Raw genomic sequence first — 24,570 nt, forward strand, 5'->3', positions numbered from 1 at the left:
TCGTGGTCTGCATTTGTTCGTCTTCGAAACCTTCTGTGGGACGATCGGATGAAGGGCCTAATTCAAAGCCTGATGGCCGAGTTGTTGCCGCGCTGGTGGCGGCGGAAAACTCTCGTTCCGGCACTGGGGGAGATGCGTGTTCGTGCATCCGCGCGAGTAACACCCGGTAGTCAAAGGCATCCCGAGCGGGGAAAGGCTCGGACGCCGTTCCAAGATAGCTCACGCCGGGCATGCCCCGCTGTACCGGCTGGAACATTCGCCCCGATTGCTCGTTCGGCAACATCATTTCAGCGAACACAAGGGACACCGACAATGCCGAAGAAAGCTTCCCCGGCCGACGCTACAGCCGTGGCTGAGATTCATGATCAGGAACTTGTCCGCGGTAATGGCGGCGAACTGCATCAGGTGGCCGAAGGCGATGTCGAGGTGCAGACGACGGCGCTTGGCACGCCGATTGCGGATGACCACAACACGTTGAAGGTCGGCGAACGCGGTCCCACGCTGATCGAGGATTTTCATTTCCGCGAAAAGATCTTCCATTTCGATCATGAGCGCATCCCCGAGCGCGTGGTCCACGCGCGCGGCTACGGCGCCCATGGCTTCTTCGAGACTTACGAGTCACTCGCCAAGTACACCAAGGCCGATATCTTCCAGCGGCCCGGCGAAAAGACACCCGCCTTCGTTCGTTTCTCGACCGTCGCCGGCAGCAAAGGGTCTTTCGACCTGGCGCGGGATGTTCGCGGCTTCGCTGTGAAGCTCTACACCGAGGAGGGCAATTGGGATCTGGTCGGCAACAACATCCCGGTCTTCTTCATCCAGGATGCGATCAGGTTTCCGGATATGGTCCATGCTGTGAAGGAGGAGCCAGACCGGGCTTTTCCGCAGGCCCAATCCGCGCACGACAATTTCTGGGATTTTATCTCGCTCACGCCGGAATCGATGCACATGATCATGTGGATCATGTCCGACCGCGCCATTCCCCGGTCGTTCCGGTTCATGCAGGGCTTCGGCGTACACACGTTCCGTCTCGTCAACGCCAAGGATGAATCGACCTTCGTCAAATTCATCTGGAAGCCGAAGCTGGGCATGCAGTCGGTGGTCTGGAACGAGGCCGTGAAGATCAACGGCGCCGATCCCGATTTCCACCGCCGCGACCTCTGGAACGCCGTCCAGTCCGGCGATTTTCCGGAGTGGGAGCTGTGCGTGCAGCTCTTCGACCAGGATTTCGCCGACAGTTTCGACTTCGATATCCTCGATCCTACCAAGATCATTCCCGAGGAGGTCATCGAGCCGTTGCCGGTCGGCCGCCTTGTTCTCGATCGCATGCCGCAGAACTTCTTCGCCGAAACCGAGCAGGTTGCCTTCATGACGCAGAACGTACCGCCGGGCATCGATTTCTCCAACGATCCTCTGCTGCAGGGACGCAACTTCTCCTATCTCGACACGCAGCTCAAACGCCTGGGCAGCCCCAACTTCACCCATCTTCCCATCAACGCGCCGAAATGTCCCTTCCATCATTTCCAGCAGGACGGTCACATGGCGATGCGCAACCCGGCCGGCCGCGCCAACTATCAGCCGAACTCCTGGGGCGACGGCCCGCGTGAGTCGCCCGAGCGGGGCTTCCGCTCCTTTGCCGATGCGGAGGAGGGGCAGAAGGTCCGGTTAAGGGCGGAGAGCTTCGCCGATCACTACAGCCAGGCCCGCCAATTCTTCATCAGCCAGACCGAGCCCGAGCAGCGTCACATCGCGATGGCTTTGACATTCGAACTGAGCAAGGTCGAGACGCCGGTCATCCGCGAGCGGATGATCTCCCATCTGCTTAACATCGACGAGACGCTGGCGACCACAGTTGCCGACAAGCTCGGCATCAAGACAATGCCGGCGCCTGCCGACGCGGCTGTGCCGACACGCGATGACCTCGAGCCGTCGCCCGCGCTCAGCATCATCAACAACGGGCCGGACAGCTTCAAGGGTCGCAAGATCGGCGTACTCGTCAGCGACGGCATCGATTCCGGCCTTCTGCAAGCGATACGGGATGCGGCGCAAGCGGAAGGCGCCAAGGTGGAAATCGTGGCGCGCCGGCTGGGCGGCGTCGAAGCTGGCGATGGCAGCTGGATCGAAGCCAACCACATGATCGACGGCGGACCGTCGGTTCTTTTCGATGCGGTCGTGCTGCTCGTTTCCGAGGAAGGCGCCGAGATGCTGTCCAGGGATGCTGCGGCAAAGGACTTCGTGTCCGACGCCTTTGCGCACCTGAAGTTCATCGGCTTCGTCGCGGATGCCGGACCTCTGTTGGCAAGCGCCGGCGTGGCGGCCGATGCAGACGAGGGGCTCATCGAGCTCACAGTCGGCGGTTCCGCGCGCTCGTTCGTCGAGGCTTGCCGCAAGCTGCGGCTGTGGGCGAGGGAAGGTGCCGTCAAACTCTGACGTGTTCATCCGACCAGCGAGAAACAAAGGACTTTTGACGGAACATTTTGAACGCCTACCTGTTCGAGAGAAGATCGCCCTCCCTCCAGCGATCCGGGGTCCCATCAAGACCCATCAAGGCCCGTTGCCGCATGCAGGCAGCGGGCCTTTCTTCATCTGGGGATATTCCGCGCGCTGGAGCCCCCGGGAACAAGCGGGATATCTTCGGGGTTCCTTTCGAGAGAGGGGAACCGTCAAACAGGAGGCCGCAATGAGCGAGGCTATGACGACCTCAAATCACGAAGTGATCCGAGCATGGATCGAGGCGCGCCAGGGCAGGCTTGCCGTCGTCGCGGCGCCGGGAAAGGCTGCGACGCTGCGGGTCGATTTCGGCGCTAGCGACGAAGATCTGAGGCCGATCGAATGGGAAGAGTTCTTCAAAGTTCTGGACGACAACAACTTGGCGTTCGTCCACCAGGACATGACCGCAGAGGGCATCACCAGCCGCTTCAACGAATTCGTCCCGCGCGAGTAGAGGAAATCGCCAGTTATTGAACGCCCGGCATCTTGCTGGCATCCTGAGGGTTCTTCGTGATGCCGGCTGCTGGCGAGGTATCCTGCGGTGCATTGCCGCCCTGGTTTTGTTCGGGTGTGCGTTTCCATGGCGCCGAAGATGAGCCACTGTCGACTCCAATGAAAGCCCAGTAGCAAAGCGCCATGACCACCAGCAGCAGTAGCAGCGGCAAAAGCACCCGTCTCGCCTTGCCGTTGCACCGCTGGCGCCGACGACGCTCATGCTTGCCGCCGTCGCGCGGCCTCGCGATCGACATCGTCAGCCGAATAATCGCCGGCAGCCGGATCGAATTCTGCCCACCCGTCCGCTTGGTATTCGCTGCGGCGGTCGGCGATGTTGACCGACGCGGAGCTGCGGAGAACTTCACGGGCTTCCGCGGCGAGGTCGTCCTCGACACGAGCCGTCACCAGCGTCCCGCCGCGGCGGACGCCTTCGGCATAGACATGTGCGTCTTGCTCCGGCACGCCGGCGTCGGTCAGGCTGCCGATAATGCCGCCGGCCGCCCCGCCGACAATCGCCCCGGCGACGGCGCCCGCGGCTGTCGCCGCCAGCCAGCCGGCCGCGACCACCGGCCCGACGCCCGGTATCGCCATGGCGCCCAGGCCTGTCGCCAGGCCGCCGGCCCCGCCCACGACCGCGCCGATGCCGGCGCCGCTGGCGGCATCCTCGGCGGCGGGGGATTGCGTGTTTCGGTACCAGCCGCGGGCATTGTTGGCCATGATGCTGATATCGGATGACGGAACGCCGATGGACTCCAGTGCGCCCACGGCGTCAGCGGCGTCGTCATAGTCGTCGAAAAGGGCGGTGATCGTTTGCATGTCGGTTCTCCTGTCTATTGTTGGCCGGCAAAGACGTTGCCCTGAAAGTCGAGCGCAACGGAGGTGCCCTTGCCGTCCTTGGTCGCTTGGCCGCGCCAGATCCCCTGTTCGTCCTTGGCGAGCGCGGAGACGTCCGCATAGCCGGCATCCTGGATGCGCTCTTTCGCCTGCGCTTCCGTGAAGCTGTTCGCGCCGGGGACCGGAGCGGGTGGCTTGGGCGTCGATGCCGATTTGACCGCCGGCATGCTCGCGCTGGCGGCGGCGATCTTCTCGATCATGTCCTGATGCATCTTCAGTGTCGGCAGCGTCTCCGTCGCGAAGGATTTGAGGGCCGGATTGTCCCCATCCTTGGCGTAAGCCTCGAACAGGCCAACCGCGTCCGCATGCGCCTTGCGCTGCATCTCGACGTAAGGCTGGTCCACCGAGGCTGTCGTGCTCTGCAGCCGTTCCAGATCGCTCTTATGCTCGGCATCGGATTGCGTCGGCACCTGCAGCTTCTGCTCGCCGGCGATCTTCTGCAATTTGGCGTTCGCGGCGCCGTGATCGGCGATCATCCGCTTGGCGAAATCCTTGATCTGCTGATCCTTCGCATTGTCCTGCGCGATCTTGCTCGAATCCACTTCAAACATCCCGCCGATTGCAGCCTTGTTGACGAAGGTCTGCGCGTCCTCGGCCGCGAAGGCAGGAAGGGCAAGCATCAGCGCGGCGGTCGCCGATGGGATAAGGAATATCCGCATGCTCATGGGGCAAGGCTCCTTTGTCTTGGTGGCACCGAACCACCATTCCGGCCCTTTGTTCCCCAAGGACTTCGTTTCCTTGGCCCGATAGAAATCGCCCGGCCGGGCGGATTTGGATTGAATCCGCTCGGCACGAAGGTGCCTGAACGGCAAATCAGGCAGCGTCGGCCACCACGTGGCTCTGGCTCAGGCGAAATTGGAGAGCGGGGGTCGGCTTATCCTCGTCCACGATCTCGCCCTTCTTGATGATGCCGGTAATGGCAACAAACCTTGTAGTGGGCGAAACGTTCAAGAATTTTTGCCGCGGAGCGGCCAAAAACATCATTTGTTATTGTGTCTTGTCAAATCGAGGCCGGCCAGCGCGAGCGCTTTTCGAAAAGCACGGCAAGCGCTTACCTTGATGGAACGGAGGACTTTAATCGGAGTTTAGCGGCAGACAACTCGATGGAGAAATCCAACATGGAATACACTGCCGAATATCTTTGTCCTGAAATCGCGGAACGCGAACGGTGCGCGGCCATGGCCGAGGCGCAAGCGAGGGAGTTCGAACGCATCAAGATGTATCCGCTTGCACGCGCAATGCGTGCCCTGGCCTGCCGCATCAAAGAGTCCAGCCCGACACAGGAATTCGAGACGCGAACTGCTTCTCGCAATATCGAACGCGCCGCGGTGTGATGGCCGCGCTCTCACCGATCTCGGCGAAAGCCGTCCACATTTGCGTGGACATGCAGCAGATGTTCATGCCGCCCATGCCTTGGGCGGTCGAATGGCTGCCCGTGATCCTGCCACAAGTTCAGAGGCTGGTCCGCAAGCGCCCCGAAGCCACGATCTTCACCAGGTTCATCCCCGCGCGGAATCCGGGCGAGGGTCATGGCCGATGGAGACAATACTATGAGCACTGGGCGGACATGACGATCGCAAGGGCGGGCAAGGAGGTGGTCGAACTTCTGCCCGAGCTTGCCGTCCATGTTCCGCCGGCGCGTATGTTCGACAAGCCGATATATTCGCCGTGGCTGAGCGGCGAACTGGCCGGCGTGCTTCAGTCCGAAGGCGTCGAGGAAGTCATCGTCAGCGGCGGTGAGGCCGATATGTGCGTCTTGGCGACCCTGCTCGGCTCCATCGATCTGGGCTATCGAACCATCCTCGCGGAGGACGCCATCTGCAGCGCGTCCGATGAGGCCTATGAGAACATCCTGAAGCTCTTCACCAAGCGGTACTCCCACCACGTCGAGGTGGCGCCGGTGGAGGCAATTCTCGAATGCTGGCGATAGTAGGGAAGGCGGGCGCCCCCCGGAATAGCTGGCTCCTTTCGTTCGGAACATCTCGCCGCAATCCCAGTTCGGTCGGCGGCGGCGCATTCCGCGTCCCGGATGCACCGTCTTGGCGTCAGGCGTCCGAACGAAAGGCTCGCCCGTTCACCCCCTTTTGCGGGCGAGCCTTTCGTCAGTCCAAGGTTTGGCGGGCCTTGATGGCGTTCGCGTCAGGCCTGAGTTTAACAGCTGATTGAAAGAAGTAGGCGGAACGAAAGCGAGATCCAGGAATTAAATCCAAGCATTCGAACATTACTTATAGGAGGACGAAATGGGACGAGGTATTCTGCTTTGGCTGCTCGGCGTTCCAATCCCGATCATCATCCTTTTGATGCTTTTTGCACGTTAGGAGCCGGCGATGACCAATGCTTTTTCCACGGCGGACGAACCCGCAACCCTTGAGACCTCATCCTCCGCCGTCAATTGGGGTGCAATCGTGGCCGGCGCTTTCGCGGCAGCCACTTTGACCGTCATCCTCATGCTTGTCGGTTCCGGGCTCGGTTTGGCGATGATGTCGCCATGGGGCAGCCCGTCGCTGACGACGTTTGCGGTGTCAACCGCGGTCTGGCTCGTAATCGTGCAGTGGCTGTCCTCTGCGCTGGGCGGCTACGTCGCCGGGCGGCTTCGCACGAAGTGGGTCAACGTGCACACCGACGAGGTGTATTTCCGTGACACCGCGCATGGATTCCTGGCCTGGGCTCTGGCCACCCTGCTGGTGGCTACGGTCCTCGGCTCGGCGGTCTCCGGAATTGCGGGGACAGGCGCCCAGGCGACGACCGGCTTGCTGAGCGGCGCTGCCGCCGGTGCGGCTTCGCAGGCCTCGGCGGCGCGAGTTCCGTCGGCCAATGATTTTGCCGGCTATTTCGTGGACGCGCTCTTCCGGCCGGCCGGCAACGCAGCCGCGCCTGCGGCCGCAACGCCCCAAAACAACGCGGACGCTGCGGCACAGGCCGCACGCATACTGACAATCAGCGCTGCGAACGGCGAAATGAGCGCGGATGACAAGGCGTATCTTGCCCAACTCGTGGCATCCCGCACTGGCCTCCCTCAGGCTGAGGCACAGAAGCGGGTCGACCAGGTCCTGGCGCAGGTCGAGGATGCCAATAACAAAGCCAAGGCCGCCGCCGACAAGGCCCGCAAGGCGAGCGCCACCGCTGCAATGGTTGGTGCGTTGTCGCTGGTAATCGGCGCGTTCATTGCTGCAGTCGCCGGAGTGATTGGGGGCCGCCAAAGAGACGAGGACGAGGAGGGCTATTTGCGGAGCAACTGACACTTACTGCGACGTCTAGATCCCAGGCTTTGATGGGGCAGGATGCGGTAGGGGCAGCGCGGCGGTATCAGGTGGCTCGGAGAGATATTGTTAGCCACCGCTTCTGTTGACAGAGCCGCGGTCTCCAATCCGATCGGTTTGAATTCTAGTCAGCCGGAACCGGATTTGTTATCCGGCGATACATGAAAGCATCGTCTCCGGCGGTATTGCTGTGCTGCGTTTCATCGACCAAGGTGGCCATACGGGAGTGTGCTGCCGACTTGATGCAGGCTGGATCTGTTGCGGCGGCATCGCCGACAATCGCCAATGCCTGACACCGGCAGCCGCCCCAATCGACCTCGCGGCGCTCGCAGCTTCGACACGGCTCCCGCATCCACTCGGTGCCGCGGAAGGCGTTGAATGCCGGTGAATCGGCCCAGATTTCGGCGAGGCTGCGGTCTCCGAAGCGCTCGAAGCGGAGCGAGGCAATCGTATGGGCGGCATGGCATGGCAACACGGTGCCGTCGGGTGCCACCATGAACGCATCGCGCGCCCAGCCGCCCATGCACGGTTTGGGATAGATGGCGAAATAATCGGGTGTGACGAAATCGATGTTCATGATGCCGGCTAGCTGTTCCTGGGCAGCCGCGACGATGTCGGCCTGCCGGTCGACGGCGGCACGGTCGGGCATCAGCAAATCGCGATTGGCGAGCGCCCAGCCGGCATATTGGACATTGGCGATCTCGAGCCGCTCCGCACCCAGGGAGAGGGCGAGATCGATGAATTCCTGCACTTCCTCGATGTTATGCCGATGGACCGGCGCGTTGATGGTGAGCGGCAGCCCGGCCGCGCGGGCGCGGTGCGCCGTCTCCAGCTTTTTCTCATGGCTGCCCCGGTGGTTGCCGATACGGTCGGTGGTCACTGCACGAGCGCCCTGGAAGCTTAGTTGCAGGTGGTCGAGCCCGGCTTCGGCAAAGGCCTCGATGCGGCCCTCCGCAACGCCGACGCCGGCGGTGATGAGGTTGGTGTAGACGCCGAGCGCCGAAAGTTCGGCGATCAATTGCTCGAGGTCGCGGCGCAGCGTTGGCTCGCCGCCGGACAGATGGACCTGCAGGACACCGAGGTCGGCGGCCTGTGAGAAGAGATCGAGCCAGGTCTGCGTGTCGAGTTCTCGGTTGGCCTTCAGCAGTTCGAGCGGGTTGGAGCAATAAGGGCACTGCAGCGGGCAGCGATGCGTCAATTCCGCCAGCATGCCGATCGGGGGCAGGAGGGGGGCACTCATAGCTTGACCAAAAGCTTGTTCGACCATTCCTGCAGGAAGGCGACGACGTCGTCCGCCACGTCCTGCGGGTCCGCGTCATAGTCAGCCGCAAGATCGGCGATGATGCACTCGACGGTGGATTGCCCGTCGCAGCGGCGTAGTATGTCGAGGCTGATCTCGTTCGGCCAGAACACCTTCTCCGGCGAAAGCACGGCGAAGGCCAGTCGCACGGGGTCGTACTGGATGCGTACATGCCTGGGCAGTGATGGCGCCGACCGCAACGACACGATGGCTCTTTCGCGCAGCGCCGTCATAAGGCCGCCTCCGGGCGGAAGGCGCCGGGCGGTATATTTCCCGGCGCGCCATAGGCATGCTGGAGCGCATCGAGCATGGCCCAGAGTATGTCGCATTTGAACACCAGCGCATCGATCGCCTGCTGCTGGCGTTCAGGCGTGTCGGCATCGGCCAGCACGTAGGCGAGGGCGAAGTCGGCATCACGCTTCGCCTGCTCCGGCCGCCGGCTGAAATAGGCAAGCGTATCCTCGGTGACGTAATCGTATTTCGCCAGCATTGCCGGCACCCGCTCGCCGATGATGGTCGGCGAGAACATCTCGGTCAGCGATGACGCGACCGCTTCCAGCAACGTGCGGTTGGTGCAGAAAGAAAGGTAGGCGTCGACGGCGAAGCGGGTCGCCGGCAGCGCCAGCCTTTCGCTCTTGACGGCTTCGGCATCGAGCCCGAGGGAGGTCGCCAGATGCAGCCAGCGCGCGATGCCGCCGGTCCAACCGTCCTCGCCGTCATGGTCCTCGATGCGCTTGCGCCAGGCGGCGCGGAACGCCGGATCCGCCGCACGTGCGACAATCATAGCGTCCTTGCGCGGAATCACGGCCTGGTAGCAATAGCGGTTCAGCGCCCAGGCCTGCATCTCGGCCTTCGACAGGGCGCCTGCGGTCATTCTGTGATGGAAAGGATGGCGGTTGTGGTAGCGCTCGTCGCCGACCTGCCGCAGCACGGCCTCGAGCTCGCTCTTTGACAGTCCGCTTCGGGCCGCGTCGTGGAAATCGCTCAAAATTCCATCTCCATGCCATCGGCGGCGACTTCCCAGTCAGCCGCCTTGACCGCCGCATGCTCGGCGGAACTCTCGTCCAGAACAGGATTGGTGTTGTTGACGTGGATGAAGATACGGCGACCGATCTTCACATCGGCCAGAGCGGCGATCGAACCCGCTTCTCCCGACATTGCGATATGCCCCATGCGTGCACCGGTTTTCTGGCCGACGCCGGCCGTGATCATCTCGTCGTCCGTGTAGAAGGTGCCGTCGAACAGAAGGCAGGCGGCTCCGGCGAGGCGCTCGCGCAGCGCGGCATCGATACGCGCGCAGCCCGGAACGTAGAAGACGGCGCCGAGACCGTCGGCCCCGCTGATGCGGACGCCGATCGTGTCGCCCGTGCCGGAGCTGAAATCGGCGTCCGGATCGCCTCGTTGCTCGAGATAGAGCGCGACCTTGCCAGGCACCGGAAAGCTGCCGACGACCACGCCGGTCGGGTGGCCGTCCGCGCCGCAGATCGCCATCTCTTGCGTCGGCGCCAGCAGGCGCCGTGGCACGATTGCCGGATCGAGGACATTGAAAATCGAATTAGTCTTCAGCGTCGCCAGCACCTGCGCCGTGGCATAGATCGCGAAAGGCTGTCGCTCACGCAGGCTGAGCAGGCCGGCGACATGGTCCACGTCGGCATTGGTCAGCACCACAGCGCGGATGGACGTCGAACGCCGCGGTGCGTCGGCCGCGGGCTGCAGATCGGGCGTTTGCGCAATCTGCTGGCGGATGTCGGGCGATGCGTTGAACAGAACCCAGCCTGTCCCGTCAGCCGACGCGGCAACGGATGATTGGGTTCGCGACTGCACGCCGGGCATGCAGGTGCGTGCCGCGCGGCTCAGGCGGTAATTGCAGTTCCATTGCGGAAAGCCGCCTCCCGCCGCAGATCCGATGATCTTCACGCGCATGGCAATGCATGCCCAGCGGGCCAACTGACCCGTACACTTTTGCGGCTGCGGTCGATTTGCGTCCGCGTCTCCTGATATCGCAAAGAATTGCATCCCCGTTGAGGGGGCATGCAATTCACGGGCTACTTTTTCGGCATTTCAGCAGGCAGGTATCGCGAAATCTCGAAGCCCGCAGCCACCTGACACATGGTTGGTTTTTTCCAGGTCTTCTTCATTGAGTTCTCCTTCTGCAACCATAAGGACCGAGGGCCGCCGTTCGGACCAAGTGGTCCACTTAGGCCGCCTGCAAAGCACGTTGATTGGCGTCGTTCTCACCAAGAGCGTTGAGCGCCTCGTCGGTTGCCGACTCTTCCTTCAAAGTCTGCCGGAGCAGCGGAAGAGCATCCTTGAGACCGAGCTGTTCGGCCCATGCGATCAGCGTGCCGTAGCGCGCGATTTCATAATGCTCGACCGCTTGGGCGGCGCCAACCAGCCCTGCGTCAAGCGCCGGCTCGTCCTTGTATTCTTCGAGGATTTCCGAGCCCTCCTCGATGATGCCGTCAATGGCCGGGCAGGTCTTGCCCCTGGCCGGCTTGCCGAGCATGTCGAAGACTTGCTCCAGGCGATCCACCTGGTCTTCAGTTTCCTTGAGGTGCTTTTCGAAAGCGGCGCCTATCTTTTCGGACTGTGCTGCTTTCGCCAGCTTTGGCAAAGCCTTCAGGATCTTCTTTTCCGCGTAGTAGAGGTCTTTTAGACCGTCCAGGAACAAGCTTTCCAAGCCGTTCGAGGTCGCGGTCGAAGCTTTCTTCGGCATTTTTGGATCCTCCTTGGGTGTAGGGATGTGCCTGCGGCACTCTCCCTAATCCGCTCGACGACCCGAAGTTCCGACAAGAGTGTCACATCGCTGGCGCCGTGCTCACAACGACTTGGCTCCGAAGGCAGTCCGGTTGAGGAGACGTCAACTTCCGCCTCGTCCGACATCGCGCATTCGCTCGATTTCCTCCGGCTCTTTGTCGTCCATTCCGGCGATCTCGTTGCGAGCCTTGTCGTTGGCCTTGATCAACTCATCGAGCTTCGCCTGCAGCGCTTGGGTATCGCGATGCTCGGCCCTCTGAATAAACAGCGTCATGGCCCAGGTGATCAGCGTCGCGGCGCCGTGCCAGTCAAGTGTCTCCCGCTCGAAGACGAACCAAGAAACAGTGTAGCCGCCTAAAATCAGAAAGGCCGCTGGTCGGGACGTCAGTGTGCCGACTTTCGTCAGCGCTTCTCGAAGCTGCAATGTTGCCATGCCTGCGAACGGCTAAAGGCAATGCGGGTTCCCGCTGGATTTACTGGATTGAAGCCTTGCTCGGGGTGGGACCGTTTGTCGTGGAAAGCCACGCCGGGATTTTTCACTCCCCACCGTCCAGCGATCCGTTCATTCCCCACGGTTTAGGATTTACGGGAACATCGGCGTCATCGTCCAGTTTTCTCGCGTCAAGGAGGAGGTGCTCCATGAACGCGACAAAGGAATTCCTGCGAAGCTGGCTGGAAGAGAATGTTGGCAACTTGCCAAGCGACACAGAGATCAGCGTTCCGATGCTGGCGCAGCAATTCGAGCAGGATGCGGATGCCGCCGGCTACGGTCGCGAGGTGCGGGAGCAGGAGGTCGGCAACATTGAAGACGCCATCCAACGTGCACTCGACAAAACCGGCGAGGAAAACAGAGGGGCGGAATCCAGTCCCGATGAAGAGAATTCGCTGGCGCCTGTCATCGATGCCCTCGAAGCTGTCGAGCCCGAACAGGATGATGCCGAGGGCTCCGGCAGGCCGCTGGCTAGCTAGCGGTTCTCCTTGGTCAGGTCGCGATCACCGCGTCCAGCACCGCCTTTGGGCAGGTCTCTCCTTCGCGCAGCACTTCGAACAACGAGGCCACCACGCTTTCCAGCGTTCCGCCGTGATCCTTCGACAGTTTCGAAGCTGCTTGCGTGAGCGCTTCGAATTTCAAGAGACTGAGTGGAGAGTGGCGCGTCATGGTTCCTCCGTCGCGAGGCGGACGCAGGAGGCAACCGGACGCTTGCCGCACTCGTAGAGCCGAAGCGATTCAGCCTCAACCACATTTGTTGCAAGAGCAGCTGTTGCTTCTGCCCGGCTGTAGAGCAGTGGCGAGGCCGATCCCGCCGCGCACGGAACAAAGCCCGGCCACAGAGGTTTGGCCGGCTCAACCTGCCCGGAAGTCAGCTGACGTCCGATGAATGCGGAGAAGGTGCTCAATGACGAAGCCCCGCCAAAATGACGATCCCGCTCGATCAACCCCAAGCAGGGATCGGACCGGCCAGCAAACAGGAGCGGACAGGGATTCGCCGCAAGAAGATCCGGTTGAAGGCTCGCGAAAGGTTGTGGATCGCGAGCTCGCCCGGGAAAAGCCGTCGGCCGGGGCTGATAAGAAGAAGGCCGAGCAGAGCCTGCGCGACCAAATCGAGGAAGAGACCGATCTGCCTCAGAAAGGTCGGCATGATAGCAAGCAGCGCACCACTGCAAAGTCGCCTGCTTTCGCCACCCCCGCCTTGATTTCCAACCTATGACGGCAAAGTCCAGGAAGAACCTGCTTCTGTTGCTTGCGGCGACAACGACTGGCTTGGCGCTCTATAACAATCTCCTCGCGAGACGGGCATTGGGTGCACGCCTGCGCGGGCGCTTCATCTATCTCGGCGGAACGAAGCTGCATTTCCTGGAGGCGGGCAATGGGCAACCGCTTCTGCTGTTGCACGGCAATGGCGCCTCGGCGGAAGACTTCACGACAAGCGGCATCTTCGAAAAAGCCGCCGCCAGATATCGCGTGCTTGCCTTCGATAGGCCCGGCTTCGGCATGAGCACACGCCCGGCAGGCAGACCTTGGACCGCAGCTGCCCAGGCCGACCTCATCGATGCCGCGGTCGCGAAACTCGGCATCGAGCGCTACATGGTTGTCTGCCATTCCTGGGGGGCAGCGGTGGCGCTCGAGATGGCGCGCCGGCATCCCCGGTCGGTAGCCGGCGTCGTTGTCGTCGCCGGCTATCATTACCCGTCGCCGAGACTGGCCCTTGCCGTCTCCGCGGTGCCGGCGGTTCCGCTGCTCGGAACGGTGCTGCGCCACGCTGTGCTGCCTTCGCTGGTCAGGCTGAACTGGAACTGGGCGATGAAGAAGATTTTTCATCCGGCAACGACCGCAATGCCTTTCTCGACGGCGACAAGAGGGTTGGCGAGCCGCCCCTCGCAGCTGCGATCTATCTCCGCTGAATCCTTCCTGATGCTGGCGTCGGCACTGTTCTCAAATCGCCGATATGCCGACATCGCCGTCCCTGTCGGGATAATTGCCGGCGCCGGTGATCAGCTGTTCGATGCCAAGGCCGAGGCGCTGCGGCTGCGAGACGAGGTAAGCCATTCACTTCTGGATATCGTCCCGGATGCCGGACATATGGTGCATCAAAGCAATCCGAAGGCGATCCTAGCGATGATCGACAAGGTTGCGGCTCTTGCCAATATTGGTGACATGGCGACGCAACCGGCTCGTACGATAGGATTACGTCCGCGGCCCGCGGAACAAAATAATACGGCCGAGTTTCGGTTGGCTTCCAACAGAGAACCAGCCACGTTTTTTTACCGACAAGAAATTGCAATTCCCGGCCAGGGTGGAAAAGCCGAACTATGTCTTCGCGCGGTGTTCGCGCGCGCCCTGCAGCAGGCAATCGGTGGCGCAAATCCCGAACACTGAGGAACTTTCCCGCGGGTACGGCTTTATCATCGTGATTTCAAGCGATTGCAACGAGTGGAAGATGTTGCGCACCGTTGCCCGGCCGAGCCGGGTCTTCCTGCCTCTGCTGGCGCTGGCTGTTGCCTCCTGCTCCTCGTCTGAAACCGTCGACCAGCAATCAAAGCTTGCAGCCTCGACGGCCCAGGCGGCGGTGCTGGTGAGCGATGCCTGGCTCGCCGGCGCCGCGCCGTCCCGCTACGCATCCTCTGCCTTGCAATCCTTTGCCGAGACACTCGCCGACGCCGGCCGGCAAGTGGAATCGGCGTCTCCGTCCGACGAGGCAAAGCGGGATGAACTGGCAGAGGCTCTCAGCCGGCTGTCGAACGCGGCAAAGCAGGCCAAGAACGCGGTCGAGGCCGAACAGCACGCCGAGGCCGCCCAGGCGCAACAGGAGCTTCGCGCCGCGCAAGGCGATCTCGCCACTGCCTATCGGCAGTATTTCTCGCCGGGCCGATGAAGAAGCTGCTGGAGATATCGCTCGGTGTGGTGACCAGCGTCGGCGGCTTCCTGGAGGTCGGGTCGATGGCGACGGCGGCACAGGCCGGCGCGCTGTTCGGCTTCCAGCTCATCTGGGCGATCGTGCTCGGCACGATCTGCATCATCTTCCTGGTCGAGATGGCCGGCCGTTTCGCTGCGGTCAGTCATCACACCATCGCTGACGGCATCCGCGAGAGGTTCGGCTTCAATGCGTTCATCTGGCCGCTGCTTGCAGTCCTGCTGGTCAACTTCCTGGTGCTTTCCGCCGAGATCGGCGGTGTTGCCATTGCCGCCGAGTTTGCCACGGGGATCAGCTTCCGTTGGTGGGCCTTGCCGGTCGCTTTCCTGGCGTGGCTGCTGCTGTGGAAAGGCACCTTCGGCCTCATCGAGAAAGGGGTGTCGATGCTTGGCCTCGTCACCCTCTGCTTCGTCGTCGCGGCCGTGATGCTGCGGCCCGAATGGAAAGAGGTGGCTGTCGGCGCCGTGCCCAGCCTGCCGCACCACGACACGGCGAAATACTGGTTCATGGCCGTCAGCATTCTCGGCGCCTCGATCTCGCCCTACCTTTTCATGTTCTATTCCTCGGGCGCGATCGAGGATCAGTGGGACAAGAGCTATCTTGGCACCAATCGAGCAATCGCCGGTCTCGGTATGAGTTTCGGTGGCACGATCTCCGTCGGTGTTCTGATCGTGGCCGCGCTCGTGCTTGGCGCTCATGGCGTTAACGAGGTGGACGACTACAACCAGCTTCCGCTGATGCTGATCCCGATATTCGGCTTCTGGGGTTTCGTCCTTTTCGTTGCTTCTCTGGCCATCGCCTGCTTCGGCGCCGCCCTCGAAGTGGCTCTGCAGCAGGCCTATCTCGTCGCGCAGGGGTTCGGCTGGAACTGGGGAGAGGACCTCAAGCCGCGCGACGACCCCGGCTTCAGTCTGGTCTACACGCTGACGCTTTTCCTGGCTGCCGTACCGATAGCGCTCGGCCTCGACCCATTGAAGCTCACCATCTTCTCGATGGCGCTGACCGCAGCCAGCCTGCCGCTGACGGTCGTGCCGTTCCTTTTCCTGCTGAATGACGAACGCTATGTCGGCCAGCACCGCAACGGCGTGGTTTCGAACGCGGCCGTGATCTTCGTCATCGCGCTGGGCTTCGTGCTCGCGGTGGTGAGCATTCCGCTGGAGATATTCGGAGGCACATGATGCAGTTGCTGCGCGACATACTGGACAAGCAGGTCGTCGATCGCGAGCAGGTGAAGATCGGCAAGGTAGACAGCATTGTCGCCGAGCTGAGGCCGGGCAAGCCGCCAAGGGTCACTGCCGTTGAACTCGGCTCGATTGCGCTGGCGCGACGGCTTGGCCCGGCGCCCGCACGCTGGACCGCGAAACTCGCGGCAAGGCTGAGCGGCAAACAGCAGGCACGGCCGCACCGGATCGCGTGGAACAAGGTGCGCGATATCGGCGTCGACATCGAATTCGACCTCGACGTGCGCCGGACCAGGATCTTCGCCTGGCAGGACTGGCTGCGCGAACATGTTGTCGGGCGAATCCCGGGAGCGTGAGATGGCGACTGTGCACCTCGATCACCTTGCCGGCAGGCGCGTGTTCTGGGAGCACGGCAGGAGCATCGGCTATATGGAGGAGATCATCGCCAAGCGGGATGGCAGCGACCTTGTCGTCACCGAATTCCATGTCGGGATCTTCGCCGCGTTCGAGCGCTTGTCCGCTTCGACCATCGGCACCGCCTTGCTCGACTTCTTCGCGTTGCGGCAGCGTGAAGGCCTTTATCGCATTCCCTGGGACAAGCTCGATATTTCCGATCCGACGCGCCCCAGGCTGCTCTGCCGCGAGGAGGAGCTTGCCGCTTTCAAGGCGCAGCCCGAAGACAAATGACAATTTGCTAAAAAGCTGGCCGAGCGGGGGAACATAGCAGCCGGCGCGAAGTTGGAATTGGCATGGAGGAGGCGGCGCCATGAACAGTGTCATCTATCTCATCGGTCTGATCGTCGTTGTGCTAGCGGTGCTTTCCTTCCTCGGTTTTCACTAGGAGGCACCATGCAGCGCGAGAACGATCAGGGCCGCGAGCCCGCCGATTTTGGCAAGGCAAAGGACGAACTTTCCGACAGGATCCAGGAAGAAACCCAAAGCGCGGGTGAAGCGCTTCACGATGCCCGCGACGAGGTCGCCCGCAGGGCGGGGGCGTATGCAGCCGAAGCCCAGCAGGCCGTCGCCGAAAAAGCCGAGCAGGCGCAGCGCGATATCGGATCGAGCCTGTCCGCTTTCGGCGGCGCGCTGCGCGCCGCTAGCGATCACCTGGCCGAGAGCGACCAGGGCGCGGCCTCGAAATTCATGCAGGAGGCGGCGAGCGGGCTGGAACAGCTGTCCTCCTCGTTGAAGGAGAAGCCGTTCGGACAGGTGCTTGAAGACGTCCAGTCCTTTGGCCGCCAGAATCCTGGAGCGCTTCTTGCCGGTTCGGTTCTGGCGGGACTGGCGCTTGGCCGTTTCATAAAGGCCTCGCCGCCCGGCACGCGCCTCCCGACGCAGGGCGCGGCCACGCCTGGATATCCCAGCCAAACCGGCATGGGAACGGGCCCAGACCGGGATAACCTTCCAGCGAACTGGGGTTCCGACGGCGGCATACCGGGGAAGGCAGCGGAGCTGAAGAAATGAGCATTCAGGACAATCCAAGTCTCGGCACATTGGTTGCCGATCTGGCGCAACAGGTGAGCACGCTCGTGCAAACGGAGGCCAGGCTCCTAAGGGCGGAAATCTCGGAGAGCGCGACAAAGGCTGGCGCAGGCGCCGTCGAGGTGCTGGGCGGCGCGATATGCCTGCTCGCGGCGCTTTTGGTCTTGTTGCAGGCGCTTGTCATCGCCCTGGCTCGCCTTGGTCTGGGCGCCGGGTGGTCCGCCTTGCTCGTCGGTGTGGTGGTTGCCGTTCTTGGCGTGATCCTGTTGCGGATGGGCATGGCAAGCATGGCGCCCTCCGAGCTCGCGCCGGACCGTACACAAGAACAGCTCAAGCGTGATGTGAACGTGATCAAGGAACAAGCGAGATGACCGAGAAATCCGCAGCCGAGCTCGAACGGGAGGCGGAAGCCACGCGCGCAAGGGTGGTGGCGACCGCCGACTCCATTCGCGACAAGATGACCCCCGGCCAGCTCTTCGACGAGTTCACGGGGCTTTTCAGGAATGGCACAGGCTCCGACATGCTCCACAACCTGAAGGTCCAGGTTCGGGACAATCCGTTACCTCTGACCATGATCGGCGGGGGTCTGGCCTGGCTGATGTTGGGCAGTGGCGCTTCGACCGCGTCGACTGGCACCGATCGCGTCACGCGGCGCGGTCCCGGGCGCGATCACGGAGCATTCGGGGCTGGAATGAGTTCGACGGCCTCGAATGCCGCAGGCTCTGTTGGCGAAGCGGCCAGCGGAGCGGCCGGAACTGTCTCGGGAATGGCAAGCGAAGCAGCCGGTGCGGTGTCGGACATGGCAAGCAGCGCTGCGGACAGGCTTGCGAACTCGGCGGCAGCTACGGCCGATATGGCGACAAGCGCCGGCCGGTCCGCGCATAATCTGCTTCATGACCAGCCTCTCGCTGCGGCCGCCGTCGGCCTCGCCATCGGAGCTGCGATCGGCGCCATGCTGCCCCACACGGAACTCGAGGACGAGCAATTGGGCGGCTATCGCGAGAAGCTTCGGGACACCGCCGAAGAGACTTTGAAAGAAGGCCTCGACGCTGCAAAGCAAGTTGCGGCCGAAGCCTACCAGACGGCGAGCGACGAAGCCGGACGGCTGGCGTCAAGCGAGGGGACGCTGGCCGATAAGGTCGGCGGTGTCGTCAAGGCCGCGGCCGACAAGACCGACGAGTCGGTGCGCCAGAAGCTCTCCGATTCCGATCCGTTCTCCTCGCGGGAATCGTAATCGGAACTCACGTTCAAGGAACAATGCACGCCGCCGGCGGTTCGGGCGGCGTCAGATCGATGGAGACACTAAAATGGCTGAATCGCGCGAATGGCTTGTCCAATGGTTGAGGGACGCTCACGCCATGGAGGAGCAGGCAGAGACAATGCTGTCGGGACAATTGAGCCGGATCGAGAGTTACCCTCAACTCAGTGAGCGAATTCGCGCTCATCTGGAAGAGACGAAAGAGCAGGCGAGGCGGCTGAAGAGCTGCCTGGACGGCCTCGACGAAGGATCCTCCATGCTGAAGGATGCAGGCGGCAAGCTGACCGCCACGGCGCAGTCGATCAGCGGCGTGTTTGCCGGCGACGAAGTCATGAAGGGCTCGCTGGCGAGCTACACTTTCGAACATATGGAAATCGCCTCCTACATCATCCTCATCGCCGCTGCCAATGCCGCGGGCGAGGCCGAGATTGCCCGCGTGTGCGAACAGAACCTGCGTGAGGAGGAAGCAATGGCCGAGTGGTTGAAGAGCAACCTGCCGCAGGTCACGGAACAGTTCCTGGCGCGGGCAGACATGGACAGCGACAGCGCGAAACGCTGACTTTGGAAGCAGGAGCAATCGGAGGTTCCATCAGCTGGGGCCGCGGTCGGTCCTCTCACCACCGGTCGAAGGCTCCGAGCCCGCCCCGCTTTTGCACCGGGCGGGCTCGACTCGGTTTGCATCCCAGGAACATTCCTTGCTGAAAATCATTAAGTCGCTGCGGTCCTGGAGTTCCCGTGGCGATTTCGAACATCCAACTTGGCTTGCTCGACCTGAGTCAGACGAGGCTGGCGCTGGCGTTTGTCGGTCTGCTCGCCATTGCCGTCCCCGCGCACGCCGAGCCGCAGACGATGGTGATCGGCTATCTCGGCGAACAGCGCAAACTACCTCTAGCCCTGTGGCCGTTGGACGAGGCCGTCACAGACGACGGCCTGCAGGGAGCGAGGATGGGGATCGCTGACGACGCCGGCACGGGCCGCTTTCTCGGCCAGCAATTTCGGCTGCAAGAAAGGGTTCTCAAGCCGGGCGAAGCACCTGCAGAAGCTGTCAACGCGTTCGCAGCCGCCGGCATCACCTTCGTCGTCGCCGATCTAAATGGCGCGCAATTGCTGCAGGCGAGCTCAGCGCCTGGTGCCGAGCAGATGACGCTGTTCAACAGCCGCGACCCCGATGACGGCCTGCGTCAGGAGGACTGCCGAAGAAACGTTCTGCACACCATTCCGAGCCGCGCCATGCTGGCCGATGCCCTGGCGCAATACCTGGTCTGGAAACGATGGCAGCACTGGTTCCTGCTGACTGGTCCGCATCCCGGCGACGTGGCCATGGCGGCGGCCTTTCGGCGCGCAGCGACGCGGTTCGGGGCGCAGATCACCATCGACAAACCTTGGACGTTTCGGCCCGCCAACGGTCGCGTCGATACTGGACATGTCACGCTGCAGACCGAGATCCCTGCCGCAACGCAGGTCGGCGACTACGATGTTTTGGTCGTCGCCGATGAAGCCGACGAATTCGGCGCCTATCTCGAGGGGCGCACCGCCTTGCCGAGGACGGTGGCCGGGACGCAAGGCCTGGTCGCCACCGGCTGGAGCGCGGTCGACGAAGAATGGGGCGCCACGCAGCTCCAGGACCGCTTTCACAAGCAGTCCGGACGCTGGATGCTGCCCAGCGACTACGCCGCCTGGCTGGCGGTCAGAAGCATCGGCGAGGCGGCAACGCGGCTGCACAGCCTCGATCCGACCGCCATCGCAAAGTATCTGCGCAGCGACGATTTCCTGCTCGCTGGCTTCAAGGGGCAAGGGCTGAGTTTCCGTCCGTGGGACGGGCAGATGCGCCAGCCCATTCTGATCGCGGGCCCGCGGCTGCTTGTTTCCAGTTCGCCGCAACCGGGTTTTCTGCATCAGCGCACGCCGCTCGACACTCTGGGTATCGATCTGGAGGAGAGCACATGCAAACTCTGATTGCGCTCGTGCTGGTGGCAATCCTTGTCCCTCCTGCGGCGGCCGAGACGATTTACGTCTCCAACGAGCAGGACAATACCGTCGCGGTCGTCGACGGTGCGACCATGACGCTGCAGGCTGTGATCGATGTCGGTCGGCGCCCGCGCGGCATGGCGCTTTCGGTCGACAAGAAGTCGCTCTTCGTTGCCGAAGGCGACGACAACCGCATCGACGTGGTGGATCTGGCCAAGCGGCAGGTCGTGGGTCAACTGCCTTCGGGCGCCGATCCGGAATTCTTTGTCGTGCACCCGGACGGCAAGCGGCTCTTCGTTGCCAATGAGAACGACAACCTCGTCTCGGTGGTGAATATAGCTGGCGCGAAAATCATCGGCACAGTCGATGTCGGCGTCGAGCCGGAGGGCATGGCGGTCAGTGCCGATGGCCGAGCCGTTGCCTGCACGTCGGAGACGACGAGCATGGTCCATCTCATCGACGCCGCTACGCTCGAACTCATCGACAATCTGCTCGTCGACACGCGCCCGCGCGCCGCGGCGTTCTCGGTGGACGGCAAGCAACTATGGGTGTCGTCCGAAATCCGAGGGACCGTCACCGTCTTCGACACTGCGACACGCGCTCAAACAGGCAAGGTCGAGTTCGAGGTGCCGGGGATCCGGCGTGAGGGGGTGCAAGCGGTCGGCATCGAGATGTCACGCGACGGCGCGACTGCCTATGTCGCGCTCGGCCCGGCTAACAGGATTGCCGAGGTCGACACGAAGACATTCACGGTCAGGCGCCTCTATCTCGTCGGCCAGCGGCCCTGGCATGTCGCGCTCTCTGACGACCAGAAGCAACTGATCAGCGCCAACGGTAACTCCGGCGACATCTCCTTCATCGACCTGGAGAACCAGGAGGTCGCGAAATCGCTGCCGGTGGGGCGCGGTCCATGGGGCGTCGTGATCGGCCCATGAACGCCCTGGCCGTCGAGAACCTTAGCCACAGCTTCGGAACCCGGCAGGTTCTCCAGAATGTCTCGTTCACTGTGGCTGAAGGCAGAATGTGTATCCTGCTTGGCCGTAACGGCGCCGGTAAGACGACGTTGTTCTCGCTGATCACCGGTCTCTACTACGCGCGCACCGGGCTGGTACGTGTGTTCGATATGGCGATGCAGGCGAACCCGTCCGCCGCGCTCGCGCAAATGGGCGTCGTCTTCCAGTTGCCGACGCTCGATCTCGATCTGACAGCGGGCGAGAACCTGCGCTACCATGCCGCGCTGCACGGACTTCCGACGGAACTGAGCAAGGCGCGCTCACGTGAGGAATTGGGCCGCCTCGAAGTGCTGGATCGGATCGACGATCGGACCCGAGCGCTATCCGGCGGGCAGCGCCGGCGTGTGGAGATTGCGCGGGCGCTGATGCACTGCCCGCGTCTGCTGCTGCTCGACGAGCCGACCACCGGACTGGATGTGCCGGGACGTCGCGCGCTCGAGCGCCATGTAAGGGCGCTTTGCCGCGAGCGTGGCATTGCCGTGCTGTGGGCGACGCATTTTCTCGAAGAAGTAGCGGCCGACGATGACGTCGTGGTGCTGGATCGGGGCAGGGTATGCTGGACTGGCACTGCGGACCGCATCGTGCCCGAGCTCGGCGTAGGAAGCGTCGCTGAAGCATTCGCCTTGCTGACGGGGTCGCCATGAAGGTGCGTCACGCGTTAAGGGCGCTCGACGGCATCTTGCGGCGGGAAATGCTGCGCTCGCTCCGGCAGCGCGCGCGCCTCTTCTCCGCAATGGTGAGGCCGCTGGTCTGGCTGGCGATTTTCGCGGCCGGGTTCCGCTCCGTTCTCGGCCTGTCGATCACGCCGCCCTACCAGACCTATGTTCTCTACGAGGTCTATGTGGTGCCTGGGCTGGCGGCGATGATGCTGCTGTTCCATGCCATGGCGAGCTCGTTGGCCATGGTCTATGACCGCGAGATGGGCAGCATGCGCCTGTTGCTGACGGCTCCGCTGCCGCGCTGGTACCTGCTTGCCGCGCGCCTGCTGGCCAGCGTGATTGTCGGCCTGCCGCTCGTCTATCTGTTTCTTTTCGTGGCGCGCTTCTGGGACGTGCGGCCGCCGATCCTGGGCTATGTCGCCGTGTTCCCGGCGCTCGTGCTGGCGGGCTTGATGCTCGGCGCGTTCGGCCTGTTGGTCTCCTCGATGTCCACTCAGATGGAAAACTTCGCCGGTGTGATGAATTTCGTCATCTTCCCGATGTTCTTCGCCTCGACGGCGCTCTATCCGATCTGGCGCCTCGCTGAGGCCGGTCCGGTGCTGGCGACGATCGCCGCCTGGAATCCATTCAGCTCGGCGGTCGAGTTGATCCGCTTCGCGCTCTACCTGCGCTTCGACATGGTTTCCATGCTCGTCGTTGTCGCCTGTCTCGTGGCATTCTTCCTCGCGGCGGTGGCCGGCTATGATCCCGGTCGCGGCCTGTGGTCCCGGCGCGGCGGCGAGGGCTGATCATCTAAGCGCATAGAGATAGGCCGCGATGTCGCGGGCCTGCTGCTCGGTGATCCTTGTCGAGGGCATGGCGGTGTGCGGGTTGATCTCCCGTGCCGAGCGGATCCAGCGGATCAAGTTCTCCGGATTGTTCGCCAGCACGCCGCCGATATAGACGCGCCCAGCAAGGCTGCCGTCGAGCCGCGGCCCGACCTGGCCTTGCGCCCCCGGCACACCGGGAATCGTATGGCAGCCCGAGCAGCCATTCGCTGTCATGATCGGAATGGCGCGCGCGCCCACGCCGCCGGTCGCCACGTCCGACTCGTGTTGGACACGCTCGCGAAGGTCGAGCCACAAGGTCGTCGCCGCGATTACGACCACCAGAAGAACGATCGCGACGAGGACGCCCCCGAGCAGCCTAGCCAGGTCGGAGCGCATGCGCCGCCTCCCTCGTTGCGCTGTTGCTTATCCAGAGGCCGGCGAGCAGCAAAGCGGCTCCGCCGTAGATCAACCCGGCGGGAACCCACATCACCAGCCCCGCCAGTTGCTGGTCCTCGAGCGGGCTCAGCCCCCAAAGCGCTGCGCCGGAGCCATTCTCTGGGTACCAGAGTCTTGGCGAGACCAGCAGCAGGACGCCGAGCAAGCCGGTGTGCAGCGAAGTGAAGAACAGATGCATGACGGAAATGCCATAGGTCTGCTGGCGCCCGGATCGCGGCAGGAGCACCCACCAGAACAGCAAGGCGGTGCCGAGGAAGCTCGCATGCTGCGCGTAATGCAACACACCCTGCTGCAGCGCTGCCTCGAAGAGAACTGGAACATGCCACATCCAGATCGCTATCCCATGAATGACCGTCGCGCTGAGCGGGCGAGCGGCGAAGGCCCAGAGCGCCTGCAGCATCTTGCCGTGGGTGAGCTTTCCCGTCCCTCGGCGAACCGTAGCGGGCAATGCCCACATCAAGACCGCGCCGGGGCAGGCGGCGACAAGAAGCGGCGCCGCCACGGCCATCAGCAACTCATGCTCGATCATGTGGGCTGAGAACACCCGCTCGCCGAGCGCATGGATCGGGCTGACCAGCGCAGCGGCCAGCACGCTCCAGCCGGCCGCGAACAACAGAGCTTGCCGTAGCCGTTCGGGACGGCCTCGGCCGCTGCGACGCCACAGACGGCCCGCGCCGAGCGCGTAGAGCAGCGCGATCGCCGCCAAGGGAAGCGTGATGGGAAGCGCCAATGTCCATCCGGCCTCCGGCGCGCCAGCGCCATAGCAGATCGAGGTCGAGACGAAGGCGTCGAAGCTCATCGCAGGCACTCGTCGAGAATGAGCGCTGCGCTGCCCTGCATGATGATGACCAGGGCGAACAGCAATGCGGCGAGAATGCCGAGATCGGCGACGAAACGCTCGGTGCTGCGCGTGCGCTCCGGTTTGAATGCCGCGCCGCCTTGCCGCTTCGCCCGCCATGACAGCGCGCCGCCAAGCAGGGAAAACACCGCGAGCAGCAGCGCCACCGGGAGTACGACCTGGACCTGGCGATTGCACTGCCAATGCACGAGCGAATAATTCAGCTGCGTCGAGATTGCCCAGGTCAAAGGACCCGACAACAAACCTCCCCATGACGTGCCCAGCCGCAGCGCGCGCATC

At 62.9% G+C, this 24,570-nt stretch carries 34 protein-coding genes; 20 read left to right on the forward strand and 14 right to left on the reverse strand.

The window, feature by feature from the left end:
- The first annotated feature begins 312 nt into the window (after positions 1-312).
- Positions 313-2,427, forward strand: coding sequence for a catalase (locus CK230_RS28900; RefSeq protein ID WP_095820210.1), 2,115 nt, complete (start codon positions 313-315; stop codon positions 2,425-2,427).
- Between the two features lie 250 nt (positions 2,428-2,677).
- A complete protein-coding gene (locus CK230_RS28905; protein WP_095820211.1) occupies positions 2,678-2,941 on the forward strand; it encodes a hypothetical protein in 264 nt (87 codons plus the stop codon).
- Positions 2,942-2,954: 13 nt separating this feature from the next.
- Here CK230_RS28905 and CK230_RS28910 read toward each other — a convergent pair whose 3' ends face one another.
- The 4 genes from CK230_RS28910 to CK230_RS33340 all read right to left on the reverse strand — a co-directional run bounded on the left by CK230_RS28910 (position 2,955) and on the right by CK230_RS33340 (position 4,860).
- Positions 2,955-3,158 carry a hypothetical protein gene (locus tag CK230_RS28910; RefSeq protein ID WP_141246131.1) on the reverse strand — a complete coding sequence of 68 codons (204 nt, stop codon included), beginning with the start codon at positions 3,156-3,158 and terminating at the stop codon, positions 2,955-2,957.
- A gap of 40 nt (positions 3,159-3,198) precedes the next feature.
- The gene (locus CK230_RS28915) at positions 3,199-3,798 is read right to left on the reverse strand and encodes a hypothetical protein (protein WP_095820213.1); all 600 of its coding nucleotides are present in this window, start codon (positions 3,796-3,798) and stop codon (positions 3,199-3,201) included.
- Between the two features lie 14 nt (positions 3,799-3,812).
- Positions 3,813-4,541, reverse strand: coding sequence for a DUF4142 domain-containing protein (locus tag CK230_RS28920; RefSeq protein WP_095820214.1), 729 nt, complete (start codon positions 4,539-4,541; stop codon positions 3,813-3,815).
- Between the two features lie 148 nt (positions 4,542-4,689).
- Entirely contained in the window at positions 4,690-4,860 is a 171-nt protein-coding gene (locus tag CK230_RS33340) for a hypothetical protein (protein ID WP_176480263.1), read from the reverse strand.
- Between the two features lie 134 nt (positions 4,861-4,994).
- On the opposite strand from CK230_RS33340, the gene CK230_RS28925 reads away from it, so the two are divergent.
- The 3 genes from CK230_RS28925 to CK230_RS28935 all read left to right on the forward strand — a co-directional run bounded on the left by CK230_RS28925 (position 4,995) and on the right by CK230_RS28935 (position 7,115).
- On the forward strand, positions 4,995-5,210 hold the full coding sequence (locus CK230_RS28925) for a hypothetical protein (protein WP_141246132.1): 216 nt from the start codon (positions 4,995-4,997) through the stop codon (positions 5,208-5,210).
- The gene (locus tag CK230_RS28930) at positions 5,210-5,806 is read left to right on the forward strand and encodes an isochorismatase family cysteine hydrolase (RefSeq protein WP_095820216.1); all 597 of its coding nucleotides are present in this window, start codon (positions 5,210-5,212) and stop codon (positions 5,804-5,806) included. Before CK230_RS28925 ends, CK230_RS28930 begins: the two co-directional genes overlap by 1 nt.
- A gap of 397 nt (positions 5,807-6,203) precedes the next feature.
- Positions 6,204-7,115 carry a hypothetical protein gene (locus tag CK230_RS28935; RefSeq protein WP_095820217.1) on the forward strand — a complete coding sequence of 304 codons (912 nt, stop codon included), beginning with the start codon at positions 6,204-6,206 and terminating at the stop codon, positions 7,113-7,115.
- Positions 7,116-7,260: 145 nt separating this feature from the next.
- Here the strand turns inward: CK230_RS28935 and pqqE are convergent, their stop codons facing one another.
- The 6 genes from pqqE to CK230_RS28965 all read right to left on the reverse strand — a co-directional run bounded on the left by pqqE (position 7,261) and on the right by CK230_RS28965 (position 11,626).
- On the reverse strand, positions 7,261-8,376 hold the full coding sequence (gene pqqE, locus CK230_RS28940) for a pyrroloquinoline quinone biosynthesis protein PqqE (protein ID WP_095820218.1): 1,116 nt from the start codon (positions 8,374-8,376) through the stop codon (positions 7,261-7,263).
- Complete coding sequence (gene pqqD, locus CK230_RS28945) at positions 8,373-8,669, reverse strand: pyrroloquinoline quinone biosynthesis peptide chaperone PqqD (protein ID WP_095820219.1); 297 nt, start codon at positions 8,667-8,669, stop codon at positions 8,373-8,375. Before pqqD ends, pqqE begins: the two co-directional genes overlap by 4 nt.
- Complete coding sequence (gene pqqC, locus CK230_RS28950; protein WP_095820220.1) at positions 8,666-9,424, reverse strand: pyrroloquinoline-quinone synthase PqqC; 759 nt, start codon at positions 9,422-9,424, stop codon at positions 8,666-8,668. Before pqqC ends, pqqD begins: the two co-directional genes overlap by 4 nt.
- Positions 9,421-10,359 (reverse strand): pyrroloquinoline quinone biosynthesis protein PqqB, encoded by a 939-nt coding sequence (gene pqqB / locus CK230_RS28955; RefSeq protein ID WP_095820221.1) that lies wholly within the window; start codon positions 10,357-10,359, stop codon positions 9,421-9,423. The genes pqqC and pqqB overlap by 4 nt, the downstream gene beginning before the upstream one ends.
- A 274-nt stretch (positions 10,360-10,633) precedes the next feature.
- Positions 10,634-11,152 (reverse strand): ferritin-like domain-containing protein, encoded by a 519-nt coding sequence (locus CK230_RS28960; protein ID WP_095820222.1) that lies wholly within the window; start codon positions 11,150-11,152, stop codon positions 10,634-10,636.
- Positions 11,153-11,296: 144 nt separating this feature from the next.
- Positions 11,297-11,626 carry a low affinity iron permease family protein gene (locus CK230_RS28965; RefSeq protein WP_095820223.1) on the reverse strand — a complete coding sequence of 110 codons (330 nt, stop codon included), beginning with the start codon at positions 11,624-11,626 and terminating at the stop codon, positions 11,297-11,299.
- 206 nt (positions 11,627-11,832) lie between these two features.
- Between CK230_RS28965 and CK230_RS28970 the strand changes: the two genes are divergently transcribed.
- Positions 11,833-12,162, forward strand: coding sequence for a DUF768 domain-containing protein (locus CK230_RS28970; RefSeq protein WP_095820224.1), 330 nt, complete (start codon positions 11,833-11,835; stop codon positions 12,160-12,162).
- Between the two features lie 13 nt (positions 12,163-12,175).
- Here CK230_RS28970 and CK230_RS33345 read toward each other — a convergent pair whose 3' ends face one another.
- Positions 12,176-12,352, reverse strand: a complete 177-nt coding sequence (locus CK230_RS33345) for a hypothetical protein (protein ID WP_176480264.1) — start codon at positions 12,350-12,352, stop codon at positions 12,176-12,178.
- A 238-nt stretch (positions 12,353-12,590) separates the two neighbouring features.
- Between CK230_RS33345 and CK230_RS32855 the strand changes: the two genes are divergently transcribed.
- The 14 genes from CK230_RS32855 (at position 12,591) to CK230_RS29040 (ending at position 22,955) form a co-directional block, all read left to right on the forward strand.
- Complete coding sequence (locus CK230_RS32855) at positions 12,591-12,902, forward strand: hypothetical protein (protein ID WP_141246134.1); 312 nt, start codon at positions 12,591-12,593, stop codon at positions 12,900-12,902.
- Positions 12,899-14,071, forward strand: coding sequence for an alpha/beta hydrolase (locus CK230_RS28980; protein ID WP_095820226.1), 1,173 nt, complete (start codon positions 12,899-12,901; stop codon positions 14,069-14,071). The genes CK230_RS32855 and CK230_RS28980 overlap by 4 nt, the downstream gene beginning before the upstream one ends.
- A gap of 61 nt (positions 14,072-14,132) precedes the next feature.
- Positions 14,133-14,567, forward strand: coding sequence for a hypothetical protein (locus CK230_RS28985; RefSeq protein ID WP_095820227.1), 435 nt, complete (start codon positions 14,133-14,135; stop codon positions 14,565-14,567).
- On the forward strand, positions 14,564-15,784 hold the full coding sequence (locus CK230_RS28990) for a divalent metal cation transporter (RefSeq protein WP_095820228.1): 1,221 nt from the start codon (positions 14,564-14,566) through the stop codon (positions 15,782-15,784). Before CK230_RS28985 ends, CK230_RS28990 begins: the two co-directional genes overlap by 4 nt.
- A complete protein-coding gene (locus CK230_RS28995) occupies positions 15,784-16,143 on the forward strand; it encodes a hypothetical protein (RefSeq protein WP_095820255.1) in 360 nt (119 codons plus the stop codon). Before CK230_RS28990 ends, CK230_RS28995 begins: the two co-directional genes overlap by 1 nt.
- Position 16,144: 1 nt before the next feature.
- The gene (locus tag CK230_RS29000) at positions 16,145-16,474 is read left to right on the forward strand and encodes a hypothetical protein (RefSeq protein WP_095820229.1); all 330 of its coding nucleotides are present in this window, start codon (positions 16,145-16,147) and stop codon (positions 16,472-16,474) included.
- A 162-nt stretch (positions 16,475-16,636) separates the two neighbouring features.
- Positions 16,637-17,251, forward strand: coding sequence for a hypothetical protein (locus CK230_RS29005; RefSeq protein ID WP_176480265.1), 615 nt, complete (start codon positions 16,637-16,639; stop codon positions 17,249-17,251).
- The gene (locus tag CK230_RS29010; RefSeq protein ID WP_095820230.1) at positions 17,248-17,640 is read left to right on the forward strand and encodes a phage holin family protein; all 393 of its coding nucleotides are present in this window, start codon (positions 17,248-17,250) and stop codon (positions 17,638-17,640) included. Before CK230_RS29005 ends, CK230_RS29010 begins: the two co-directional genes overlap by 4 nt.
- Positions 17,637-18,503 carry a DUF3618 domain-containing protein gene (locus CK230_RS29015; RefSeq protein ID WP_095820231.1) on the forward strand — a complete coding sequence of 289 codons (867 nt, stop codon included), beginning with the start codon at positions 17,637-17,639 and terminating at the stop codon, positions 18,501-18,503. The genes CK230_RS29010 and CK230_RS29015 overlap by 4 nt, the downstream gene beginning before the upstream one ends.
- A gap of 73 nt (positions 18,504-18,576) precedes the next feature.
- Complete coding sequence (locus CK230_RS29020; RefSeq protein ID WP_095820232.1) at positions 18,577-19,086, forward strand: DUF892 family protein; 510 nt, start codon at positions 18,577-18,579, stop codon at positions 19,084-19,086.
- Positions 19,087-19,262: 176 nt separating this feature from the next.
- Positions 19,263-20,483: a branched-chain amino acid ABC transporter substrate-binding protein gene (locus CK230_RS29025; RefSeq protein ID WP_095820233.1), complete on the forward strand. Its 1,221-nt coding sequence runs from the start codon at positions 19,263-19,265 to the stop codon at positions 20,481-20,483.
- Complete coding sequence (locus CK230_RS29030) at positions 20,471-21,430, forward strand: PQQ-dependent catabolism-associated beta-propeller protein (protein ID WP_095820234.1); 960 nt, start codon at positions 20,471-20,473, stop codon at positions 21,428-21,430. The genes CK230_RS29025 and CK230_RS29030 overlap by 13 nt, the downstream gene beginning before the upstream one ends.
- Positions 21,427-22,152, forward strand: coding sequence for an ATP-binding cassette domain-containing protein (locus tag CK230_RS29035; RefSeq protein WP_095820235.1), 726 nt, complete (start codon positions 21,427-21,429; stop codon positions 22,150-22,152). The genes CK230_RS29030 and CK230_RS29035 overlap by 4 nt, the downstream gene beginning before the upstream one ends.
- Entirely contained in the window at positions 22,149-22,955 is an 807-nt protein-coding gene (locus tag CK230_RS29040) for an ABC transporter permease (protein WP_095820236.1), read from the forward strand. The genes CK230_RS29035 and CK230_RS29040 overlap by 4 nt, the downstream gene beginning before the upstream one ends.
- Here the strand turns inward: CK230_RS29040 and CK230_RS29045 are convergent, their stop codons facing one another.
- Genes CK230_RS29045 through CK230_RS29055 form a run of 3 tightly spaced genes read right to left on the reverse strand, consistent with a single transcriptional unit; the run spans position 22,956 to position 24,569 of the window.
- Complete coding sequence (locus tag CK230_RS29045) at positions 22,956-23,372, reverse strand: c-type cytochrome (protein WP_095820237.1); 417 nt, start codon at positions 23,370-23,372, stop codon at positions 22,956-22,958.
- Complete coding sequence (locus CK230_RS29050) at positions 23,353-24,231, reverse strand: cytochrome c oxidase assembly protein (RefSeq protein WP_095820238.1); 879 nt, start codon at positions 24,229-24,231, stop codon at positions 23,353-23,355. The genes CK230_RS29045 and CK230_RS29050 overlap by 20 nt, the downstream gene beginning before the upstream one ends.
- The gene (locus CK230_RS29055; protein ID WP_095820239.1) at positions 24,228-24,569 is read right to left on the reverse strand and encodes a hypothetical protein; all 342 of its coding nucleotides are present in this window, start codon (positions 24,567-24,569) and stop codon (positions 24,228-24,230) included. Before CK230_RS29055 ends, CK230_RS29050 begins: the two co-directional genes overlap by 4 nt.
- Between the last annotated feature and the right edge of the window lies 1 nt (position 24,570).

It is taken from the genome of Mesorhizobium sp. WSM3859 (assembly GCF_002295065.1).
GTDB lineage: Bacteria > Pseudomonadota > Alphaproteobacteria > Rhizobiales > Rhizobiaceae > Mesorhizobium.

Coding starts and splice junctions, on each gene's coding strand:
- CK230_RS29030 (WP_095820234.1), top strand. CDS start 20,471: ATGCAAACTCTGATTGCGCTCGTGCTGGTGGCAATCCTTGTCCCTCCT.
- CK230_RS28905 (WP_095820211.1), top strand. CDS start 2,678: ATGAGCGAGGCTATGACGACCTCAAATCACGAAGTGATCCGAGCATGG.
- CK230_RS29035 (WP_095820235.1), top strand. CDS start 21,427: ATGAACGCCCTGGCCGTCGAGAACCTTAGCCACAGCTTCGGAACCCGG.
- CK230_RS29015 (WP_095820231.1), top strand. CDS start 17,637: ATGACCGAGAAATCCGCAGCCGAGCTCGAACGGGAGGCGGAAGCCACG.
- CK230_RS28980 (WP_095820226.1), top strand. CDS start 12,899: ATGACGGCAAAGTCCAGGAAGAACCTGCTTCTGTTGCTTGCGGCGACA.
- CK230_RS28965 (WP_095820223.1), bottom strand. CDS start 11,626: ATGGCAACATTGCAGCTTCGAGAAGCGCTGACGAAAGTCGGCACACTG.
- CK230_RS28915 (WP_095820213.1), bottom strand. CDS start 3,798: ATGCAAACGATCACCGCCCTTTTCGACGACTATGACGACGCCGCTGAC.
- CK230_RS28930 (WP_095820216.1), top strand. CDS start 5,210: ATGGCCGCGCTCTCACCGATCTCGGCGAAAGCCGTCCACATTTGCGTG.
- CK230_RS29050 (WP_095820238.1), bottom strand. CDS start 24,231: ATGAGCTTCGACGCCTTCGTCTCGACCTCGATCTGCTATGGCGCTGGC.
- CK230_RS29055 (WP_095820239.1), bottom strand. CDS start 24,569: ATGCGCGCGCTGCGGCTGGGCACGTCATGGGGAGGTTTGTTGTCGGGT.
- CK230_RS28900 (WP_095820210.1), top strand. CDS start 313: ATGCCGAAGAAAGCTTCCCCGGCCGACGCTACAGCCGTGGCTGAGATT.
- pqqD (WP_095820219.1), bottom strand. CDS start 8,669: ATGACGGCGCTGCGCGAAAGAGCCATCGTGTCGTTGCGGTCGGCGCCA.
- CK230_RS29040 (WP_095820236.1), top strand. CDS start 22,149: ATGAAGGTGCGTCACGCGTTAAGGGCGCTCGACGGCATCTTGCGGCGG.
- CK230_RS29005 (WP_176480265.1), top strand. CDS start 16,637: ATGCAGCGCGAGAACGATCAGGGCCGCGAGCCCGCCGATTTTGGCAAG.
- CK230_RS28985 (WP_095820227.1), top strand. CDS start 14,133: ATGTTGCGCACCGTTGCCCGGCCGAGCCGGGTCTTCCTGCCTCTGCTG.
- CK230_RS28990 (WP_095820228.1), top strand. CDS start 14,564: ATGAAGAAGCTGCTGGAGATATCGCTCGGTGTGGTGACCAGCGTCGGC.
- CK230_RS28925 (WP_141246132.1), top strand. CDS start 4,995: ATGGAATACACTGCCGAATATCTTTGTCCTGAAATCGCGGAACGCGAA.
- CK230_RS28935 (WP_095820217.1), top strand. CDS start 6,204: ATGACCAATGCTTTTTCCACGGCGGACGAACCCGCAACCCTTGAGACC.
- CK230_RS33345 (WP_176480264.1), bottom strand. CDS start 12,352: ATGACGCGCCACTCTCCACTCAGTCTCTTGAAATTCGAAGCGCTCACG.
- CK230_RS28960 (WP_095820222.1), bottom strand. CDS start 11,152: ATGCCGAAGAAAGCTTCGACCGCGACCTCGAACGGCTTGGAAAGCTTG.
- pqqB (WP_095820221.1), bottom strand. CDS start 10,359: ATGCGCGTGAAGATCATCGGATCTGCGGCGGGAGGCGGCTTTCCGCAA.
- CK230_RS29045 (WP_095820237.1), bottom strand. CDS start 23,372: ATGCGCTCCGACCTGGCTAGGCTGCTCGGGGGCGTCCTCGTCGCGATC.
- CK230_RS29010 (WP_095820230.1), top strand. CDS start 17,248: ATGAGCATTCAGGACAATCCAAGTCTCGGCACATTGGTTGCCGATCTG.
- CK230_RS29020 (WP_095820232.1), top strand. CDS start 18,577: ATGGCTGAATCGCGCGAATGGCTTGTCCAATGGTTGAGGGACGCTCAC.
- CK230_RS29000 (WP_095820229.1), top strand. CDS start 16,145: ATGGCGACTGTGCACCTCGATCACCTTGCCGGCAGGCGCGTGTTCTGG.
- CK230_RS32855 (WP_141246134.1), top strand. CDS start 12,591: ATGACGAAGCCCCGCCAAAATGACGATCCCGCTCGATCAACCCCAAGC.
- CK230_RS33340 (WP_176480263.1), bottom strand. CDS start 4,860: ATGATGTTTTTGGCCGCTCCGCGGCAAAAATTCTTGAACGTTTCGCCC.
- CK230_RS28920 (WP_095820214.1), bottom strand. CDS start 4,541: ATGAGCATGCGGATATTCCTTATCCCATCGGCGACCGCCGCGCTGATG.
- CK230_RS28995 (WP_095820255.1), top strand. CDS start 15,784: ATGCAGTTGCTGCGCGACATACTGGACAAGCAGGTCGTCGATCGCGAG.
- CK230_RS28970 (WP_095820224.1), top strand. CDS start 11,833: ATGAACGCGACAAAGGAATTCCTGCGAAGCTGGCTGGAAGAGAATGTT.
- pqqE (WP_095820218.1), bottom strand. CDS start 8,376: ATGAGTGCCCCCCTCCTGCCCCCGATCGGCATGCTGGCGGAATTGACG.